The organism is Streptomyces sp. NPDC088157, assembly GCF_044741545.1.
Classification (GTDB): Bacteria; Actinomycetota; Actinomycetes; order Streptomycetales; family Streptomycetaceae; genus Streptomyces.
The window spans coordinates 329,233-344,227 of record NZ_JBIUSU010000007.1; the positions used below are offsets into that span (position 1 = coordinate 329,233).

The following is a 14,995-nucleotide window of genomic DNA, read 5'->3' on the forward strand; positions in this document are numbered from 1 at the left end:
TCCTCCATCACGGATCGGATCATGTCGAGTGACATGAGCGGGGGCAGAGCCGCCGCCCGCAGCCGATCGTAGGTCAGCGCGAAACTCCTGACCTGGTCCGGATCCTCGATGAGTTGGCCGTAGTGCGCGCCTTCCGTGTAGGCGATCTCCGAGCCGTCCGGCATGGTGAGCACCGTGAGCGAGCCGCCCATGACATCGTGCTCCCCCTGGTCGAACGGCAGTACCTGCACGGTGATGTGAGGTTCCGCCGTGGTCCCGAGCAGCCGCGCCAACTGCTCCCGCATCACCAGCCGGCCTCCGACCGGACGCCTGAGCACCGCCTCGTCGAGGACCACTCCTCGCGTACCCGTGGGCAAGACGATGTGGGCGGAGGTGCCTCTGGAGGCGTCGGTCCGTTGAGAGACGTCCGGTCAGCGCGCCGTTGCGTACGGCTCCGCCTCGCAGTGGTCGACCTTCGCCGCGACGCCCGGGCCGGACAGGTCCACGTGCACCGTCGCCGAGTCGTTCCCGGCGACGTACTCGTCGGTGCTCCGCTGTTCCACCCGCCGGGAACCGGCGTCGAGGAAGTCGACGGTGACGGTGAAGTAGCCGCCGGTGGAGTTCGGGTTGGTGACCTCGACCGTCGCGTAGGCCTCGGTGGGCGTCGCGCAGTCGATCAGCTCCACCGTGGCGTCCTTCGGCGTCGTGGACGAGCTGGAGGAGCCGCTGCCGCCGGAGGTGTCGTCGGTGTAGTCGTCGTCATCGTCGTAGTCGTGGTACCGCGACCCGGAGGTGCCGCCGCTCGACGACGAGCTGTCGTGGTCCTGGCCGGAGCTGCTGCACCCGCCTCCGCCACCGCCGTGACCGCTGCTGTGCCCGTGGCCCCTGCCCGTCGAGAATCCGGTCAGTGCCAGTACGACGCACACCGAGACCGCTGCGAACCTGAGTTTCTGCCCCCGTTGATCCATAAAGGCAGCATAAGCAATACCTGTCACGACCATGTCACCGATGAGCGACCGGTCCGTCCCCGGCGTAGCGTCTGCGGTGAGAGCGGCGAACGGGCCGCTCCCCGCAGCGGCGGCCGCCGTCCGGATCCCCTTCCGCACACCCGGCACGACGGCCGTCCCGGACCGGCCCCGGGACCGGACTCGAAGTACCCGGCCACCGGCCACGGCTCAGGCCGTTCTCGCCGTGCCCGTGCCCTTCTCCGCGTCCAGCGCGTACACGCAGCGGTCCTTGCTGGACGCGTACACGACGCCGTCGCGGACCACCGGGGAGCCGGTGATCTCGCCGCCGGTCGCCAGTTTCCAGCGCAGCCGACCGTCGTCGGCCTTCAGGGTGTACAGCAGGTGGTCCGTCGAGCCGAAGTGAATACGGCCCTCCGCGACCGCGGGGGCGCCCACGATGTCGCCGCCCGCCTGGAAGCGCCACTTCGGCGTGCCGGTGACCGCGTCCAGGGTGTAGAGCCCCTTGCCGCTGCCGACGTGGACGTGGCCGGCGGCCACCAGCACCGGGTCGACGGACGCCCGGGACTCGGTGGCGATGCGCCAGCGGTCGCGGCCGTCGGTGGCGTCGAGGGCGTACACGGTGCCGAGGTAGTCGGCGAGATAGACGCCACCGCCGGTCACCGCCGGGCCGGGAACGAAGGTCGGCGGGGACAGGAACACCGCCGGCGCCTCGAAGTGCCAGCGCACCATGCCGCTCGCGATGTCGACGGCCAGGACCCGGGTACCGGCGGAGAGGTAGACGTAGCCGTCGGTGGCGGGGGTGACGCGGACCGGGACACCGCCACAGGAGGCCGTGTCGCCGATGGGGTACGACCAGCGCTCCTCGCCCGTGCGGGCGTCCAGGGCTCTGAGCCGGGCGTCCTGCCAGACGAAGACGGTGCCCTCGTGCAGGGCCGGACCGGCCTCCGGGGACTCGAAGTCGGTCTGGCAGCCGGTGATCTCCCAGAGCTTCTGCCCGGCCGAGGCCTCCCAGGCCTGGACGCCGCCGCCGCGGGTGCCGGTGACGACCGTGCCCCGGTCGGCCCTGAGCGAGTACACCCAGGCCTCCGTCGACAGCCGCCACAGGTCGCCGCCCTCGCGGGCGTCCAGCGCGAACAGGGTGGGGCCGTCGGACGCGTGCACCCGGCCGTCCGCGACCGCCATCGACCAGGCCACGTCCCGCGTCTTGAAGCGACGGCGTCCGGTGGCCACGTCCAGGGCGTGCACCTCGAAGGAGGTGACGTAGACGAGGTCACCGGCGACGGACGGCGTGCCCCAGACATCGTTCGACATGCGGAAACGCCAGGGCCGCCAGCCCGCCGGGGTCTCCGGGGGCGCGCTCTGGGCGGCCGGTACGGCGGTGTCGGCGCCGTTCACGCCGGGGTGCGGGCGGGACCAGTTGGCGACCAGGCCGGGCTCGGCCACCGGCGCCTTCACGGCGGCCGTGGCACGGACGTCGGCGACGCGTGGACCGGGCCCGATCGGCACGGCCGCGCCGGCCAGCCGGACGGGGCCGATGTCGGGGGCGCCGACGGCCACGGCGGCCGGGCGGGTGAGAACCACGGGGGCGTGGGACGGCGGGGCCGGAACGGCCGGCCCGGCGGGGCGGGCCATGCCCACACCGCCGCCTCCGCCGCCGCTGCGGGGGCTCGGGGGCGCCGGCTTCGCCGGGCGGCCGCCGCGGCGCGTCTCGATGAGGGTGACCGCCTTCTCGGGCAGCCACGCCGACGCGGTTCCGCTGTCGTCGGAGCCGGAGCCGAAGAGGTGGGGGGCGAGCTGGGCCTGGAGGTCGGCCGGGTTGGGACGGGCCGTGGCGTCCATCTGCATACAGGACTCGATGAGCGGACGCAGCTCGTCGGGGAGGCCCTTCAGGTCCGGGCCCTCGCGCAGCAGCATGAAGACCGTCTCGACCGGGTTGGCTCCGTGGAAGGGCGGGTGGCCGGTGGCGGCGAAGACGAGCATCGACCCGAGCGAGAAGACATCGCTCGCGCCGGTCACGCTGCGCGAGTCCTTCGCCTGCTCGGGGGACATGTAGGCGGGCGTGCCGACGGCCACGTTCGTCATCGTCAAACGCGTGTTCGAGACGCCGGACGCGATACCGAAGTCGATCACCCGGGGCCCGTCCTCGACGACGAGCACGTTGGACGGCTTGAGGTCACGGTGGACCAGCCCCGCGCCGTGGATCGACTGGAGCGCCTCGGCGACGCCCGCCGCCAGCCAGCGCACCGCCTGGGCCGGCATCGGCCCGCAGTCGTTCACTATTTCCTCGAGCGAGGGCGCGGGAACGTACGCGGTGGCCAGCCAGGGCACGGCGGCGCGGGGATCGGCGTCGACGACGGCGGCCGTGTAGAACCCGGAGACGGCCCGGGCCGCCTCCACCTCGCGCGTGAACCGCACCCGGAAGAGCTGGTCCTCGGCGAGCTCGGTCCGCACCGTCTTGATCGCCACGCGCCGGCCCGAGGCCGAGCGGGCCAGATAGACCAGCCCCATGCCGCCGGCACCCAGCCGTCCCAGCACCTCGAACGGCCCGATCCGCCGCGGATCGTGCTGCGTCAGCTGATCCACCACTTGCCTGCCACCTCCCCGTACGAACCGCGTCACCCACTTGTGCACACGGCCCCGTGCAGCGTCTCACCCACCGCACCGCCATGGCGGCACGCACCCTGATTCTTCCTGGCCGGGCGGCTGGTTGCGAACCCGGGGGCAATCGGGGTGTCTCATTTCATATACGCGCATACAGCCCGGTCAGCGCTGGAGAACCGCGAACGACGCCCCTTGATTATCTGTGACGACGGCCACGATTCCGTAGGAAGCGGTGAACGGACCCGCCTGCACCCGCCCGCCGAGCCGGCTCACCGCGCCGAGCGCGCTCTCGCAGTCCTCCACCCCGAAGTGGACGAGGAAATGCGGCGGCATGACCTCCGGGAAGACGTCGCCGACCGGCGCCCGCCCGAAGTCGGGCTCGGCGTCCGGGCCGAACAGCGCCTCGTGGAAGAGATGGCCGTAGAAGGTGTTGGCGGCCTCGGTGTCGCGGGCGTAGAGCTGCGCCCAGGCGAAGGCGCCGGGCCGGTGACGGACGCCGAAGCCAGGGTGTCCGGCCGGCTGCCACAGTCCGAAGACCGCGCCCTCGGGGTCGGCGGCGAGCGCCGCCGTGCCCGCCCCGTCGACCGGCAGCGGCGCCATGACCACCTGCCCGCCGGCCTTCTGGATACGGCGGGCGGTCGTCTCCGCGTCCGGGGTCGCGAAGTACACCGTCCAGACCGTAGGCATCCGGCCGTCCGTCTTGTGGGCGAGCGCCGCCACCGGAGCGCCCTCCAGCCGGGCCCAGACGGAGGAGCCGTACGCCTCCTCGAAGCCCCATCCGAAGAGCTCGCCGTAGAACCGCTTGCCCGCGTCCACGTCGGGGAGCTGTGCGTCCACCCAGCAGGGGACGCCCTCCGCGTACGCCGATGCCCTGTTTTCGGCCATGTAGCCAAACTAACGGCGGTTCACGCAAGCCGCAGACCAGGCACACCCGCCTCCCCGCCCCCGCGCACCCCATTTGCAGTCGGCCGAATAGCGCTCCGATCACCCCTCGGTAAGCTGACGTCATGACAGGACAAGTGCGTACCGTCGACGGCCGCGTGGCCGGTCGGCGCGGGCAGGCGACGCGGCAGAAGCTGCTCGACTGCCTCAGTGAGATGCTCAGCTCCTCTCCCTATCGGGACGTCAAGGTCATCGATGTCGCCCGGAAGGCGGGCACTTCGCCCGCGACCTTCTACCAGTACTTCCCGGACGTCGAGGGCGCCGTCCTGGAGATCGCCGAGCAAATGGCCGCCGAGGGCGCCGAGTTGACCGAGCTGGTCGCCGGGCGGTCGTGGGTCGGCAAGGCGGGCTGGCAGACGGCGCAGGAACTCGTGGACGGATTTCTGGAGTTCTGGCGGAAGAACGACGCGATTCTCCGGGTGGTCGACCTCGGCGCGGCGGAGGGGGACAAGCGCTTCTACAAACTCCGCATGAAGATCCTCAACTCGGTGAACAACTCCCTGTCGGACGCGGTCGCCGAGTTGCAGTCCAAGGGCAAGGTCGACAAGGACGTGAACCCGGCCGCCGTCGCCGGTGCGCTCGTCGCGATGCTCGCGGCGGTCGCCTCGCATCAGAAGGGCTTCCAGACGTGGGGTGTCAAGCAGGCTGAACTCAAGCCGAACCTGGCCCTGTTGGTGCACCTGGGCATCACCGGCAAGAAGCCGACGAAGTAGCCCGGCCCCCACTTTCCTTACGATCAAGTCCTGTCTGTCAGGCGGCGGCTCACCCGGTGAGCCGCCGCCTGCCGCGCTGTCGGCCTCAAGGCGGGCGTTCGGCCTCATGCGGGCGTCGGCTCATGCGGGCGTTCGGCCTCATGCGGGCGCTCGGCCTCATGCGGGCAGCGCGCGGCCCTTCACCACGTGCTTCATCACCAGCGTCGACGTCAGCCGCTGCACCCCCGGCAGGGTGGCGAGGCGCTCGTCGTACAGCCGCTGGAAGGCCGCGAGGTCGGCGGTGGCCACCCGCAGCAGGTAGTCGGGCTCCCCGAACAGCCGCTGCGCGTCCAGGACATGCTCCACCTCGCCCACCGCCCGCTCGAACTCGGCGACCGTGTCCCGGTCCTCCTGCCGCATCGAGACGAAGACCAGCGCCTCGAAGCTCAGCCCGACGGCGGCCGGCTCCACCACCGCCCGGTAGCCGCTGATCGCCCCGGACCGCTCCAGCTCCCTCAGCCGCCGGTGACACGGCGAGACGCTCAGCCGCACCCGCGCGGCCAGCTCGGTCACGGTCAGCCGCCCGTCCTGCTGCAGCTCGGCAAGAATCTTCCGGTCCACGTCGTCCATGAGGCAGATCTTCCCCCGGACAGGCCTGATTCGCGAAAACTTCGGGAACACTTTCGGCCGCATCGCGCCTAATGTCCCCGATATGGACTCGGGAACGCTGATTTCTTTCCTCGCCGTGGACCTGCTGCTGGTGTGCGTGCCGGGCGCCGACTGGGCGTACGTGATCTCCGCCGGACTGCGCGGCCGCTCGGTGGGCGGCCTGGTGAGTGGGTACGCCCTGCACACGGTGCTGGCCGCGGCGGGCCTCGCGGTGCTGGTCGCGGGCTCGCCGGCGCTGCTGACCGGGCTGACGGTGGCGGGCGCGGCGTACCTGGTGTGGCTGGGGTGGGCCGTGCTGCGGCGGCCGGGGACACCGGGCGCGGGCGGGGAGATCGCCGGGGGCGCAGCGCGGGTGTTCCTGCGCGGGGCCGCCATCAGCGGCCTGAACCCCAAGGGCCTGCTGCTCTACCTCTCGGTCCTGCCGCAGTTCCTCTCCCCCGGGGGCGGGCACCTGCCGGTGGCCGGGCAGACGACCGCCCTCGGGCTCCTGCACATGGCGTGTTGCGCCGCCGTCTATCTGACGGTGGGCGTCCTGGCCCGCAGACTGCTGGGCGCCCGCCCGGCGGCGGCCCGGGCGGTGACCCGCACGTCCGGAGCGGCGATGCTGGGGATCGGCACGTTCCTGCTGCTCCAGCACGCCTTCTGACCCGGCCGGCCCGGGCGGTGACCCGCACGTCCGGAGCGGCGATGCCGGGGATCGGCACGTTCCTGCTGCTCCAGCACGCCTTCTGACCCGGCCGGCCCGCCCCCGGGTGTCCTCTACCTCCGGCGTGTGAGCCGGAACAGCCGGATCTCCCGTTCCACCCGCGCCTGATACGTCGCGTACGGCGGCCAGAACGCCAGCAGTGCCGTCCAGACGGCCGCCCGCTCCTCCCCCGTCAGCAGCTCGGCCGTCACCGGGATGTCCGTGCCCTTCCAGCTGATCTCGGCCTCGGGGCGGGCGAGGAGGTTGCCGGTCCAGGCGGGGTGCCCGGTGCGGCCGAAGTTGGAGCCGATCAGGATCCAGCTCCCGCCGCCCTCCTCGGGCATACAGGCCAGCGGCGCACGACGCGGCAGCCCGCTCCTCGCCCCGGTGGACGTGAGAATCACCCCGGGCAGCAGCTGGGCGCTGAGCAGCACCTTTCCCCGGGTGAGACGGTGGACGGCCCGGTCGAGGGCGGGGATGACATGCGGAGCGACCTTCGCGAAGGCCCGGGTCGAGGACACCTTCTGCACCATCCGGACGCCGATCACACCGACACCTCCGGCCGCTCGAAGAGGCGGGCCCCCTCGGCCGCGTGGGCCCGCAGCCGGTGCACGGGTCCGAACAGCAACTCGTCGCCCGCGGCCCGCTTGAAGGACAGATGCGCCTCGTGCTCCCAGGTGAACCCGATGCCGCCGTGCAACTGGACACCCTCGGCGGCGGCCCGCCGCAGGGCCTCCAACGCCTGAGCGAGAGCAAGCCCACCGACCCGCTCACCGGAACCGTCCGGGCCACCGGAATGCGCCCGGCCGAGGGGGCCGCCGTGGCCGCCCGGGTCGCCGGGGCCGCCGGGGCCGCCGGGGCCCTCCCGACCGTCAGGCCCGTCCTGCCCGCCCGCCGCCCAGGCGGCGTAGTACGCGGCGGACCGGGCCGCCTGGACCTGCACATAGACGTCGGCCAGCCGGTGCTGGACCGCCTGGAAGGAGCCGATCACCCGCCCGAACTGCTCCCGTCGGCCGAGGTACTCGACGGTCCGTTCCAGCGCGCGGTCGGCGGCCCCGACGGCCTCGCAGGCGAGGAAGGCGGCGGCGAAGTCACCGACGCGGGCGAGGGCTGCCGGGACGTCCGCCTCCTCACTCCCGAGCAACTCGGCTCGTACGTCCCGCAGTTGCACCCGGGCCTGCGGACGGGTCGCGTCCAGGGCCGTCTGCCGGGTGCGTACGAGCCCGGCGGCGTCCCCCGCGACGACGAACAGCAGGGCGTGCGCGCGCGCGTACCCGCCGGTGTGCGCGGCGACCACCAGCGCCCCGGCACTGTGCCCGTCGAGCACCTGCGCGGCCTCCCCGTAGAGCCGCCAGACGCCCTGGACCCGCCGGGCCTGCACCCCGCCCGCGCGCCCTCCGCCGGCCCAGTCGCCGGCCGGGGGGCCGGTCAGGGCGAGGGCGGTGGCGAGGACGGGCGCGGGAACGGCGAGGGTGGCGGTCAGGGTGCCGTCGCAGATCCGGGGCAGCAGGTCGGCACGCTGGGCGTCGGCGCCGAGGGCGAGGATCAGCGGCGCGGCGAGGACGGAGGTCGCGAGGAGCGGGGAGGGAGCGAGCGCCCGGCCGGTCTCCTCGGCGGCGAGGGCGAGGTCGGCGCGGGAGCAGCCGACGCCGCCGTAGGCCTCGGGGAGCGCGAGCCCGGGCAGTCCGAGCTGCTCGGCGAGGGCGGTCCACAGGGCGGGATCGTGGCCGCCGGGGGTGTCCAGGGCGGCGCGCAGCTCTTCGGGGCCGCAGCGTTTGTGGAGCAGTTCGCGCAATGTGCGGCGGATCCCGTCCTGCTCGGCGGTGAAGCCGGGGTCCATGGCCACCCCTCTCATCCATATCTGACGGTGCGTCATATTAGGCCGCCGGAACGGGAATGCCCAGAGAGACGGCATCTGTCAGGGCAGGCGCGAGCTGATGTACCGTCAGATTCATGGCATCCGCATCCGGTACCCGGAAAGTGGCCGTGGTCGGCGTCGCCCTCTCCGACTGCGGCCGGGTGGACGACGCCACCCCGTACGCCCTGCACGCCCAGGCGGCCCGGCGGGCGCTGGCGGACGCGGGACTGGACCGGTCACGGGTGGACGGATTCGCCTCCGCCGGGCTCGGCACGCTCGCCCCGGTCGAGGTGGCGGACTACCTGGGCCTGCGGCCCACCTGGGTCGACTCCACCTCCGTCGGCGGATCGGCCTGGGAGGTCATGGCGGCGCACGCGGCCGACGCGATCGCCGCCGGGCACGCCAACGCGGTCCTGCTGGCGTACGGTTCGACGGCCCGCGCGGACGTGCGGGCGGGCCGCCGCACCGGCACCTTCGCCTTCGGCGGCCGCGGCCCGCTCCAGTTCGAGGTGCCCTACGGCCACACCCTGATCGCCAAGTACGCGATGGCCGCCCGCCGCCACATGCTCCAGTACGGCACGACGATCGAGCAGCTGGCGGAGGTGGCGGTCCAGGCGCGGGCGAACGCGGCCCTGAACCCCGACGCGATGTTCCGCGACCCGGTGACGGTGGACGACGTCCTGTCCGGGCCGATGATCGCCGACCCGTTCACGAAACTGCACTGCTGCCTGCGCTCCGACGGAGGCGCGGCGGTGCTCCTGGCGGCCGAGGAGTACGTACGCGACTGCCGCACGGCCCCGGTGTGGATCCTCGGGACGGGGGAGCACGTCTCGCACGCCTCGATGTCCGAGTGGGACGACTTCACGGTGTCACCGGCGGCGGTGAGCGGCCGGCTGGCGTTCGCGCGGGCGGGACTGCGTCCGGCGGAGATGGACTTCGCCGAGATCTACGACGCGTTCACCTACATGACCCTGGTGACCCTCGAGGACCTCGGCTTCTGCGCGAAGGGCGAGGGCGGGGCATTCGTGGAGAAGGGACGGCTGACCGTGTCCGGCGCCCTGCCGGTGAACACCGACGGGGGCGGGCTCTCGGCCCAGCATCCGGGGATGCGGGGACTGTTCCTGCTGGTGGAGGCGGTGCGCCAGTTGCGGGGCGAGGGCGGCCGGCGGCAAGTGCGCGGCCAGGACGGGGCCTTGCCCCGGCTGGGGGTCGCCTCCGGGACCGGGGGATGGTTCTGCTCCTCGGGCACGGTGGTGCTGGGACGGGACTGAGGGCCGCTGTGCCGTCGGTGATGGACGTCCACGACACGTTCGTCGCGACCCCGGCCGGGCCGCCGACCGCCACGGCCGCCCCTCGGCCAGGTCGGCGCGGACACCACGGCGAGCACGCCGAGACCGGCCGCGGCCCCCGTCGGCGTCCCGCTCCAGCGCTCGGCCGGAGTGGCAGGTACGCAGCTGAAGGTCATGGCCCACGAGCACCCCTCTCGACGCGGCGGGAGATCTCATCCCCGGGAGCACGGACGGCCGTGTCGGAGCGGAGCGACCCGCGCACCCTGAGTGCACGTACTCAGGCGCGGCCGGGTTCTCCGCCGTGGGCGGCAACCTTTTCGGCTCCGGCGGCCACTGACCGATCGACAGCTTCTCAGGACGTGCTCCCCCGAACCGCGTAAGGATTCATCCGTGCCAACCTCCTCGCACCGCCGATCCCACCCCGAGCGGCGCACGGGCCGTGTCCCCGTCGTCACCGTGGTCGCCGTGGCGGCCGTCGCGCTCGTCGTGTCCCTGGTCGTGGCCTTCCTTCCCGACAGCGGAGGCGGCGGGGCCCGCGCGGTCGAACCCGTGGCCGGCGCCCAGGTGAGCGGTTCACCGACGGCGACGCGGACGGCCGTATCGCCGTCACCGAAGCCGAAGCCGTCCACGGCGTCCCCGAGCGCCACGGCCACGCCCTCCGCCACCCCGACCGGCACGGCGGGCGCTTCCGGCGCGTCCGGCTCGTCGAGCCGGTCCTCGGCGGCCGCGCCCGCCGCGCGGACCGCGTCCGGCTCGGCACCGTCGGCGGGCCGGATCCGGCCCGGAACCGCCTACCAGGGGATCGCCACCTCCTACGACATCGGGGACGGCAACGGCGCCTGCTCCTACGGCCCGACCTCCGACGTCATGACCGCGGCGATGAACACCGCCGACTACGAGACGTCCAAGGCGTGCGGCGCGTACGTCCTGGTCCGTGCCGGGAGCGGTGCGTCGATCACGGTCCGGATCACCAACGAGTGCCCGGCGCCCTGCGAGCCCGGCCAACTCGACCTCAGCCGACAGGCCTTCGCCAAGCTCGCGGCCCTCTCGGCGGGCCGGATCCCGGTCACCTGGAGCCTGCTGAGCCCGAGCACGTCCGACACGGTCTCGATCCGCTACAAGACCGGCTCCACGCAGTACTGGTGCGGCATCCAGGCCATCGGCCACCGCAACCCGCTGGCCCGCCTCGAGGTCCGTACGAGTGCCGGCTGGACCTCTCTGGCGCGCACCGACTACAACTACTTCCTCTCCGAGCAGGGCGCCGGGTGCGGCGGCCCGATCCGGCTCACCGACATCTACGGGGAGCAGCTGACGGTCGAGGGGATCGCGGTCCGGGCGAACGTGGTGCAGTCGACCCGGGTCCAGTTCGCCCGGCACTGACCGCATACTCGCTGCATGACCACGGATCTTCATGCGTTGCTGAGATCGCTGCGGGTGTGGGACCCGGAGGTGACCGACCTGCCGCCCTTCGCCCCGGAGGGGGCGCCCGCCGAACCGCTGGCCCTGTTCACGGAGTGGTTCGCCGAGGCGGTGGCCGCGGGCGAGCGGGAGCCGCACACCATGAGCCTGGCCACCGTCGGCGAGGACGGCCTGCCGGACGCCCGCATCGTGATGCTGCACGGCGCCGACGCGGACGGCTGGGCCTTCGCGACCCACGCCACCAGCCGCAAGGGCCGCCAGCTCGCCGCCCGCCCGTACGCGGCCCTCACCTTCTACTGGCCCGTGCTCGGCCGCCAGGTCCGGCTACGCGGGCCGGTCACGTCGGCCCCCTCCGAGGAGGCCCAGGCCGACCTGCACGCCCGCTCCACAGGCGCCCTGGCCGCCGCGCTGACCGGCCGGCAGAGCGAGGTCCTGGCCTCGACGGAGGACCTGGTGAGAGCGTCGGAGGCCGCCTGGGAGCACGCCCGCCGGCACCCGACGGCCAAGTCCTCGACCTGGACGCTGTACCGACTGCGCCCGGACGAGGCGGAGTTCTTCCAGGGCGACAGCACGCGCCGTCACGCGCGTCTGCGCTACCGCCGGTCGGGCGGGTCCTGGACCAGGGAGCGGCTCTGGCCCTGAGGGCGCGTGTCAGGGGCGGTCCGTGGCACGCGGGTGCCCTGTCTCGTCGCGCCCGCCCGAGGACCACTCCGGCTCCGCGTCCGTGGCCAGGCGGGCGTGCAGGTGGACGTCGCGGAAGGCGTCCCTGCGGCCGGCCTCCCACATCGCGCCGCGCAGGGTGCCCTCGTACCGGAACCCGCAGCGTTCGGCGATCCGGCAGGAGGCGTCGTGGCCGAGTGCGTGGCCGAGCTCCAGGCGGTGCAGACCGGCCACGGTGAACGCCCATCGGGCCGCGAGCAGCAGGGAGCGGGTGGCGACCTGCCGGCCCCGTGCCTCCGGCAGGGTCCAGTAGCCGACCCTGGCGAAGCTGAGCACGTGGTCGATCATGTTGACGCCGACCTGACCGAGGATCGTGCCGTCGGCCGGGTCGGTGACGCAGAACGCCATGGCGCGTCCGGCGGCCGTGTCCGTGCTCCTGCCCTCCAGGGACGCCCTCGCGCCGGCGGTGTCGGTGATCGTCCGCAGCGGGGTGTTCCAGCGCCGGAACTCCGGGTCCACGTGTCCGCGCAGCCAGGCGTCCACGTCGGTGGCGGACTCCGGGTCCCAGGGCCGCAGGGTCAGTCCATGGCCGTGGAGACCGGTGGCGAGGGGGGCCGGGTGCGGCTCGCGTATGTCGGGCATGCGGCCATTGAACACCTCCGGTCCTTCAGGGCACGGGCCGGAAGACCGGCACCCCGTCCCGGAACGTGACCGCCAGTTCGAGACCCGCCCGCAGCGCCACGCGCGGCTCCGACCGCGCCCCCTCCCCGGGCTGCCCCGCCCCTGCCCCGATCACCTCCGTCGACATCCGCGGCCCCTCCGCCAGGTCGACCACGGCCGCGACGTACGGCGTCCGCTCCCCGAAGGGCGGCAGGTCGTTGCGGTGGACGACGGACCAGGTGTAGAGAGCGGCCCGGCCGCTGGCGTCCTCCCAGGTCACGTCCTCGCTCCAGCAGTACGGGCAGAACTCGCGGGGGTAGTGGTGGGCCCGGGCGCAGGCCCCGCAGCGCCGGATCAGCAGCCGGCCCGCGGCGGCCGCGTCCCAGTACGCGCGCGTGAAGGCGTCGGCCTCGGGGACGTCGAAACGGTTACCCATCTCCATGGATCTGACGGTACGTCAGGCAGCCGGTTCCGGGTACCCCGCACGTTTCCCGTGAGAGTGACCTGTGCTCCCGCCATGAAGCTGTGCGTCGTCCATGAATGTCCCGCATATTGTTGACGATTTTGTCGGCCACGACCTACGTTCGCAACCGCAAGCCCGGACAACACGCAGTCATCACCCCACCCGGTTCATGGAGAGGCAGCATCGTGAAGCACAGGGCAGTCAAGCGCAGGTCGGTCGTCCTGGGACTCGGCGCCACCGCGGGCGTCGCGGCAGTGGGCGGCATCGCCCTGAGCGCACAGGCTTCCAGCGGCACGTCGACGTCCTCGTCCTCGGCCGCCGGCTCCCTGGCCTTCGACCCGGACGCCTACACGAAGCTCACGACGACCGTCACGGACACCGCCGGCGACGAGCACTCCGTGACGTACCACTTCTGGAAGGCGATCACCTACGTCGCCAAGCCGGTGGACGCCACCTACCAGTCGCTGATCGTGAGCGTCCCGGTCGAGATCGACGGCGCCGCCGTGGACGCCACGGACGCGCCGATCCTGTTCGCGAACTCCGTCGGCGGGTACATGCCGTCCTCGGTGGCGGACGCCACCGGCGTCGGCGCGGGCGGCATGGGCGGCGGGACGGGCGGCGGCGCGCCGAGCGGAGCACCCTCGGGGGGCGCGTCGGCATCCGCCTCGGCCCCCGGCGCCAACGGCAACACCAACGCCACCGGCGGGGCCCGGGCCTCCAACCAGCTGCTGGCCCTGGCCGCCGGCTACGTCGTCGTCGAACCCGGCGCCCGCGGCCGGACGCTCGAGAACCCGGCCGGCGAGTACTACGGCGTGGCGCCCGCCGCGATCGTCGACCTCAAGGCCGCTGTGCGGTACGTGCGGGCCAACAAGGGCCGCATCCCCGGCGACACCGACCGGATCGTCTCCGCCGGCACCAGCGCGGGCGGCGCGCTCTCCTCACTGCTCGGCGCGTCCGGCGACAGCCCGCTCTACGACAAGTACCTCAAGGAGCTCGGCGCGGCCGACGCCTCCGACGCGATCTTCGCGACCGGCGCCTGGTGCCCGATCACCGACCTGGAGCACGCCGACGGCTCCTACGAGTGGAACTGGGGCGCCAACGCCCTCAGCACCGGCGAGCAGGTCGACCGGACGGTGTCGAAGGCGCTCCAGTCGCAGTTCGCCGAGTACCAGGCGGGACTGAAGCTCAAGGGCCTGAACAATTTCGGCACCCTGAACGCCCGCAACTACGACGAGTACCTGGTCAAGCAGTACCTGGAGCCGTCGGCCACCACCTACCTCGCGGCCCTGTCGGACGCCGACCGCGCCGCGTACCTCGCCGCCAACACCTTCATCAGCTACAAGAGCGGCCGGGCCGCCTTCTCCTGGGCCGACTTCCTCACCCACGTCGGCGCCCGCAAGAAGAACACCCCGGCCTTCGACGCCTTCGACCTGTCGGCGGGCGAGAACAACGAGTTCGGCAAGGGCACGGTCATCTCCCGGCACTTCACGGCGTACGGCCTGAAGAACGACACCACCGGGCTCACCGCCAAGCGCCTCGACAGCGACATCCCCGAGATGCTGCGGCTGATGAACCCGATGTACTTCCTGGCCGACAAGCCCAACGCGGGCCGCAGCAGGCACTGGTGGATCCGCCTCGGCACGAAGGACTCCGACACGTCGCTGACGGTCTCCGCCAACCTCGCCGCCGCCGCGCACGGCCTCGGCGACGACGTCGACCACCTCTACTACTGGGACGAGGGCCACGGCGCCAACACCGACCCGGGCGGCTTCATCACGTGGATCGCCAAGGTGACGGGTCGCAAGGCCAAGGCAGGCGCCGAGGTCGAGAAGTAGTGGTTCCGCGCGCCTCCCGGCCAGTCCCGGAGGCATCCTGGACGGGGCGTCGTCGGTTCCCGTCATAGTCACCGACGCCGTCCGCACGCGACGCCCGGCCCGAGCGCACCTGGGCCGGGCGTCGCGCCCCTTCCCCGTCGATCTCCCCGGTCGCCCCTCCGGTTTCCTCACCGATCCGTCCCGCCGATCACAACCAGGTGGTCCACGTCACCGGCCCCACCCGTACTTCCCCCACGCGTGATCGATCCGCAACCAATTCCGGTCTTGACCGAGAC

14 protein-coding genes and 1 pseudogene are annotated in these 14,995 nt (G+C 72.8%); 6 read left to right on the forward strand and 9 right to left on the reverse strand.

The genetic code is table 11. The annotated features are described in order from the left end of the window. Window positions 1-26: 26 nt before the first annotated feature. From ACIPFH_RS28400 to ACIPFH_RS28415, 4 genes and pseudogenes are all read right to left on the reverse strand, one after another. Window positions 27-335 (reverse strand): annotated as a pseudogene (locus ACIPFH_RS28400) (DUF5753 domain-containing protein); the annotation flags it as partial. 75 nt (window positions 336-410) lie between these two features. Beyond that, window positions 411-947 carry a hypothetical protein gene (locus tag ACIPFH_RS28405; RefSeq protein ID WP_401830731.1) on the reverse strand — a complete coding sequence of 179 codons (537 nt, stop codon included), beginning with the start codon at window positions 945-947 and terminating at the stop codon, window positions 411-413. A gap of 207 nt (window positions 948-1,154) precedes the next feature. Next, on the reverse strand, window positions 1,155-3,533 hold the full coding sequence (locus ACIPFH_RS28410; protein WP_401830733.1) for a PQQ-binding-like beta-propeller repeat protein: 2,379 nt from the start codon (window positions 3,531-3,533) through the stop codon (window positions 1,155-1,157). A gap of 177 nt (window positions 3,534-3,710) precedes the next feature. Further along, on the reverse strand, window positions 3,711-4,433 hold the full coding sequence (locus ACIPFH_RS28415; protein WP_401830736.1) for a VOC family protein: 723 nt from the start codon (window positions 4,431-4,433) through the stop codon (window positions 3,711-3,713). Between the two features lie 134 nt (window positions 4,434-4,567). On the opposite strand from ACIPFH_RS28415, the gene ACIPFH_RS28420 reads away from it, so the two are divergent. Continuing rightward, a complete protein-coding gene (locus ACIPFH_RS28420) occupies window positions 4,568-5,203 on the forward strand; it encodes a TetR family transcriptional regulator (RefSeq protein WP_069769535.1) in 636 nt (211 codons plus the stop codon). Window positions 5,204-5,359: 156 nt separating this feature from the next. Here the strand turns inward: ACIPFH_RS28420 and ACIPFH_RS28425 are convergent, their stop codons facing one another. Then, window positions 5,360-5,812 (reverse strand): Lrp/AsnC family transcriptional regulator, encoded by a 453-nt coding sequence (locus ACIPFH_RS28425; RefSeq protein WP_356260049.1) that lies wholly within the window; start codon window positions 5,810-5,812, stop codon window positions 5,360-5,362. Window positions 5,813-5,894: 82 nt separating this feature from the next. On the opposite strand from ACIPFH_RS28425, the gene ACIPFH_RS28430 reads away from it, so the two are divergent. Beyond that, window positions 5,895-6,497 (forward strand): LysE family translocator, encoded by a 603-nt coding sequence (locus ACIPFH_RS28430; RefSeq protein WP_401830738.1) that lies wholly within the window; start codon window positions 5,895-5,897, stop codon window positions 6,495-6,497. Between the two features lie 113 nt (window positions 6,498-6,610). Here ACIPFH_RS28430 and ACIPFH_RS28435 read toward each other — a convergent pair whose 3' ends face one another. Together ACIPFH_RS28435 and ACIPFH_RS28440 are read right to left on the reverse strand one after the other, a co-directional pair. After that, complete coding sequence (locus ACIPFH_RS28435; protein ID WP_401830741.1) at window positions 6,611-7,084, reverse strand: nitroreductase family deazaflavin-dependent oxidoreductase; 474 nt, start codon at window positions 7,082-7,084, stop codon at window positions 6,611-6,613. After that, a complete protein-coding gene (locus ACIPFH_RS28440) occupies window positions 7,081-8,376 on the reverse strand; it encodes an acyl-CoA dehydrogenase (protein WP_401831145.1) in 1,296 nt (431 codons plus the stop codon). Before ACIPFH_RS28440 ends, ACIPFH_RS28435 begins: the two co-directional genes overlap by 4 nt. Before the next feature lie 113 nt (window positions 8,377-8,489). Between ACIPFH_RS28440 and ACIPFH_RS28445 the strand changes: the two genes are divergently transcribed. The 3 genes from ACIPFH_RS28445 to ACIPFH_RS28455 all read left to right on the forward strand — a co-directional run bounded on the left by ACIPFH_RS28445 (window position 8,490) and on the right by ACIPFH_RS28455 (window position 11,744). Next, a complete protein-coding gene (locus ACIPFH_RS28445; RefSeq protein WP_401830743.1) occupies window positions 8,490-9,665 on the forward strand; it encodes a thiolase C-terminal domain-containing protein in 1,176 nt (391 codons plus the stop codon). 408 nt (window positions 9,666-10,073) lie between these two features. Beyond that, window positions 10,074-11,063, forward strand: coding sequence for an expansin EXLX1 family cellulose-binding protein (locus ACIPFH_RS28450; protein WP_401830745.1), 990 nt, complete (start codon window positions 10,074-10,076; stop codon window positions 11,061-11,063). A gap of 15 nt (window positions 11,064-11,078) precedes the next feature. Next, window positions 11,079-11,744: a pyridoxal 5'-phosphate synthase gene (locus ACIPFH_RS28455; protein ID WP_401830747.1), complete on the forward strand. Its 666-nt coding sequence runs from the start codon at window positions 11,079-11,081 to the stop codon at window positions 11,742-11,744. A 9-nt stretch (window positions 11,745-11,753) separates the two neighbouring features. On the opposite strand, the gene ACIPFH_RS28460 is transcribed toward ACIPFH_RS28455, so the two are convergent. Together ACIPFH_RS28460 and ACIPFH_RS28465 are read right to left on the reverse strand one after the other, a co-directional pair. Further along, window positions 11,754-12,404: a GNAT family N-acetyltransferase gene (locus ACIPFH_RS28460; protein ID WP_401830749.1), complete on the reverse strand. Its 651-nt coding sequence runs from the start codon at window positions 12,402-12,404 to the stop codon at window positions 11,754-11,756. A gap of 25 nt (window positions 12,405-12,429) precedes the next feature. Beyond that, window positions 12,430-12,858 (reverse strand): Zn-ribbon domain-containing OB-fold protein, encoded by a 429-nt coding sequence (locus ACIPFH_RS28465; RefSeq protein ID WP_401831146.1) that lies wholly within the window; start codon window positions 12,856-12,858, stop codon window positions 12,430-12,432. Between the two features lie 212 nt (window positions 12,859-13,070). Between ACIPFH_RS28465 and ACIPFH_RS28470 the strand changes: the two genes are divergently transcribed. Beyond that, a complete protein-coding gene (locus ACIPFH_RS28470; RefSeq protein ID WP_401830750.1) occupies window positions 13,071-14,720 on the forward strand; it encodes a subtype B tannase in 1,650 nt (549 codons plus the stop codon). Window positions 14,721-14,995 lie beyond the last annotated feature (275 nt).

Bases quoted from the DNA above. Each gene is read 5' to 3' on its own strand.
- ACIPFH_RS28405 (WP_401830731.1), bottom strand. From the start codon at position 947: ATGGATCAACGGGGGCAGAAACTCAGGTTCGCAGCGGTCTCGGTGTGC.
- ACIPFH_RS28415 (WP_401830736.1), bottom strand. From the start codon at position 4,433: ATGGCCGAAAACAGGGCATCGGCGTACGCGGAGGGCGTCCCCTGCTGG.
- ACIPFH_RS28425 (WP_356260049.1), bottom strand. From the start codon at position 5,812: ATGGACGACGTGGACCGGAAGATTCTTGCCGAGCTGCAGCAGGACGGG.
- ACIPFH_RS28430 (WP_401830738.1), top strand. From the start codon at position 5,895: ATGGACTCGGGAACGCTGATTTCTTTCCTCGCCGTGGACCTGCTGCTG.
- ACIPFH_RS28440 (WP_401831145.1), bottom strand. From the start codon at position 8,376: ATGGACCCCGGCTTCACCGCCGAGCAGGACGGGATCCGCCGCACATTG.
- ACIPFH_RS28445 (WP_401830743.1), top strand. From the start codon at position 8,490: ATGGCATCCGCATCCGGTACCCGGAAAGTGGCCGTGGTCGGCGTCGCC.
- ACIPFH_RS28455 (WP_401830747.1), top strand. From the start codon at position 11,079: ATGACCACGGATCTTCATGCGTTGCTGAGATCGCTGCGGGTGTGGGAC.
- ACIPFH_RS28460 (WP_401830749.1), bottom strand. From the start codon at position 12,404: ATGCCCGACATACGCGAGCCGCACCCGGCCCCCCTCGCCACCGGTCTC.
- ACIPFH_RS28465 (WP_401831146.1), bottom strand. From the start codon at position 12,858: ATGGGTAACCGTTTCGACGTCCCCGAGGCCGACGCCTTCACGCGCGCG.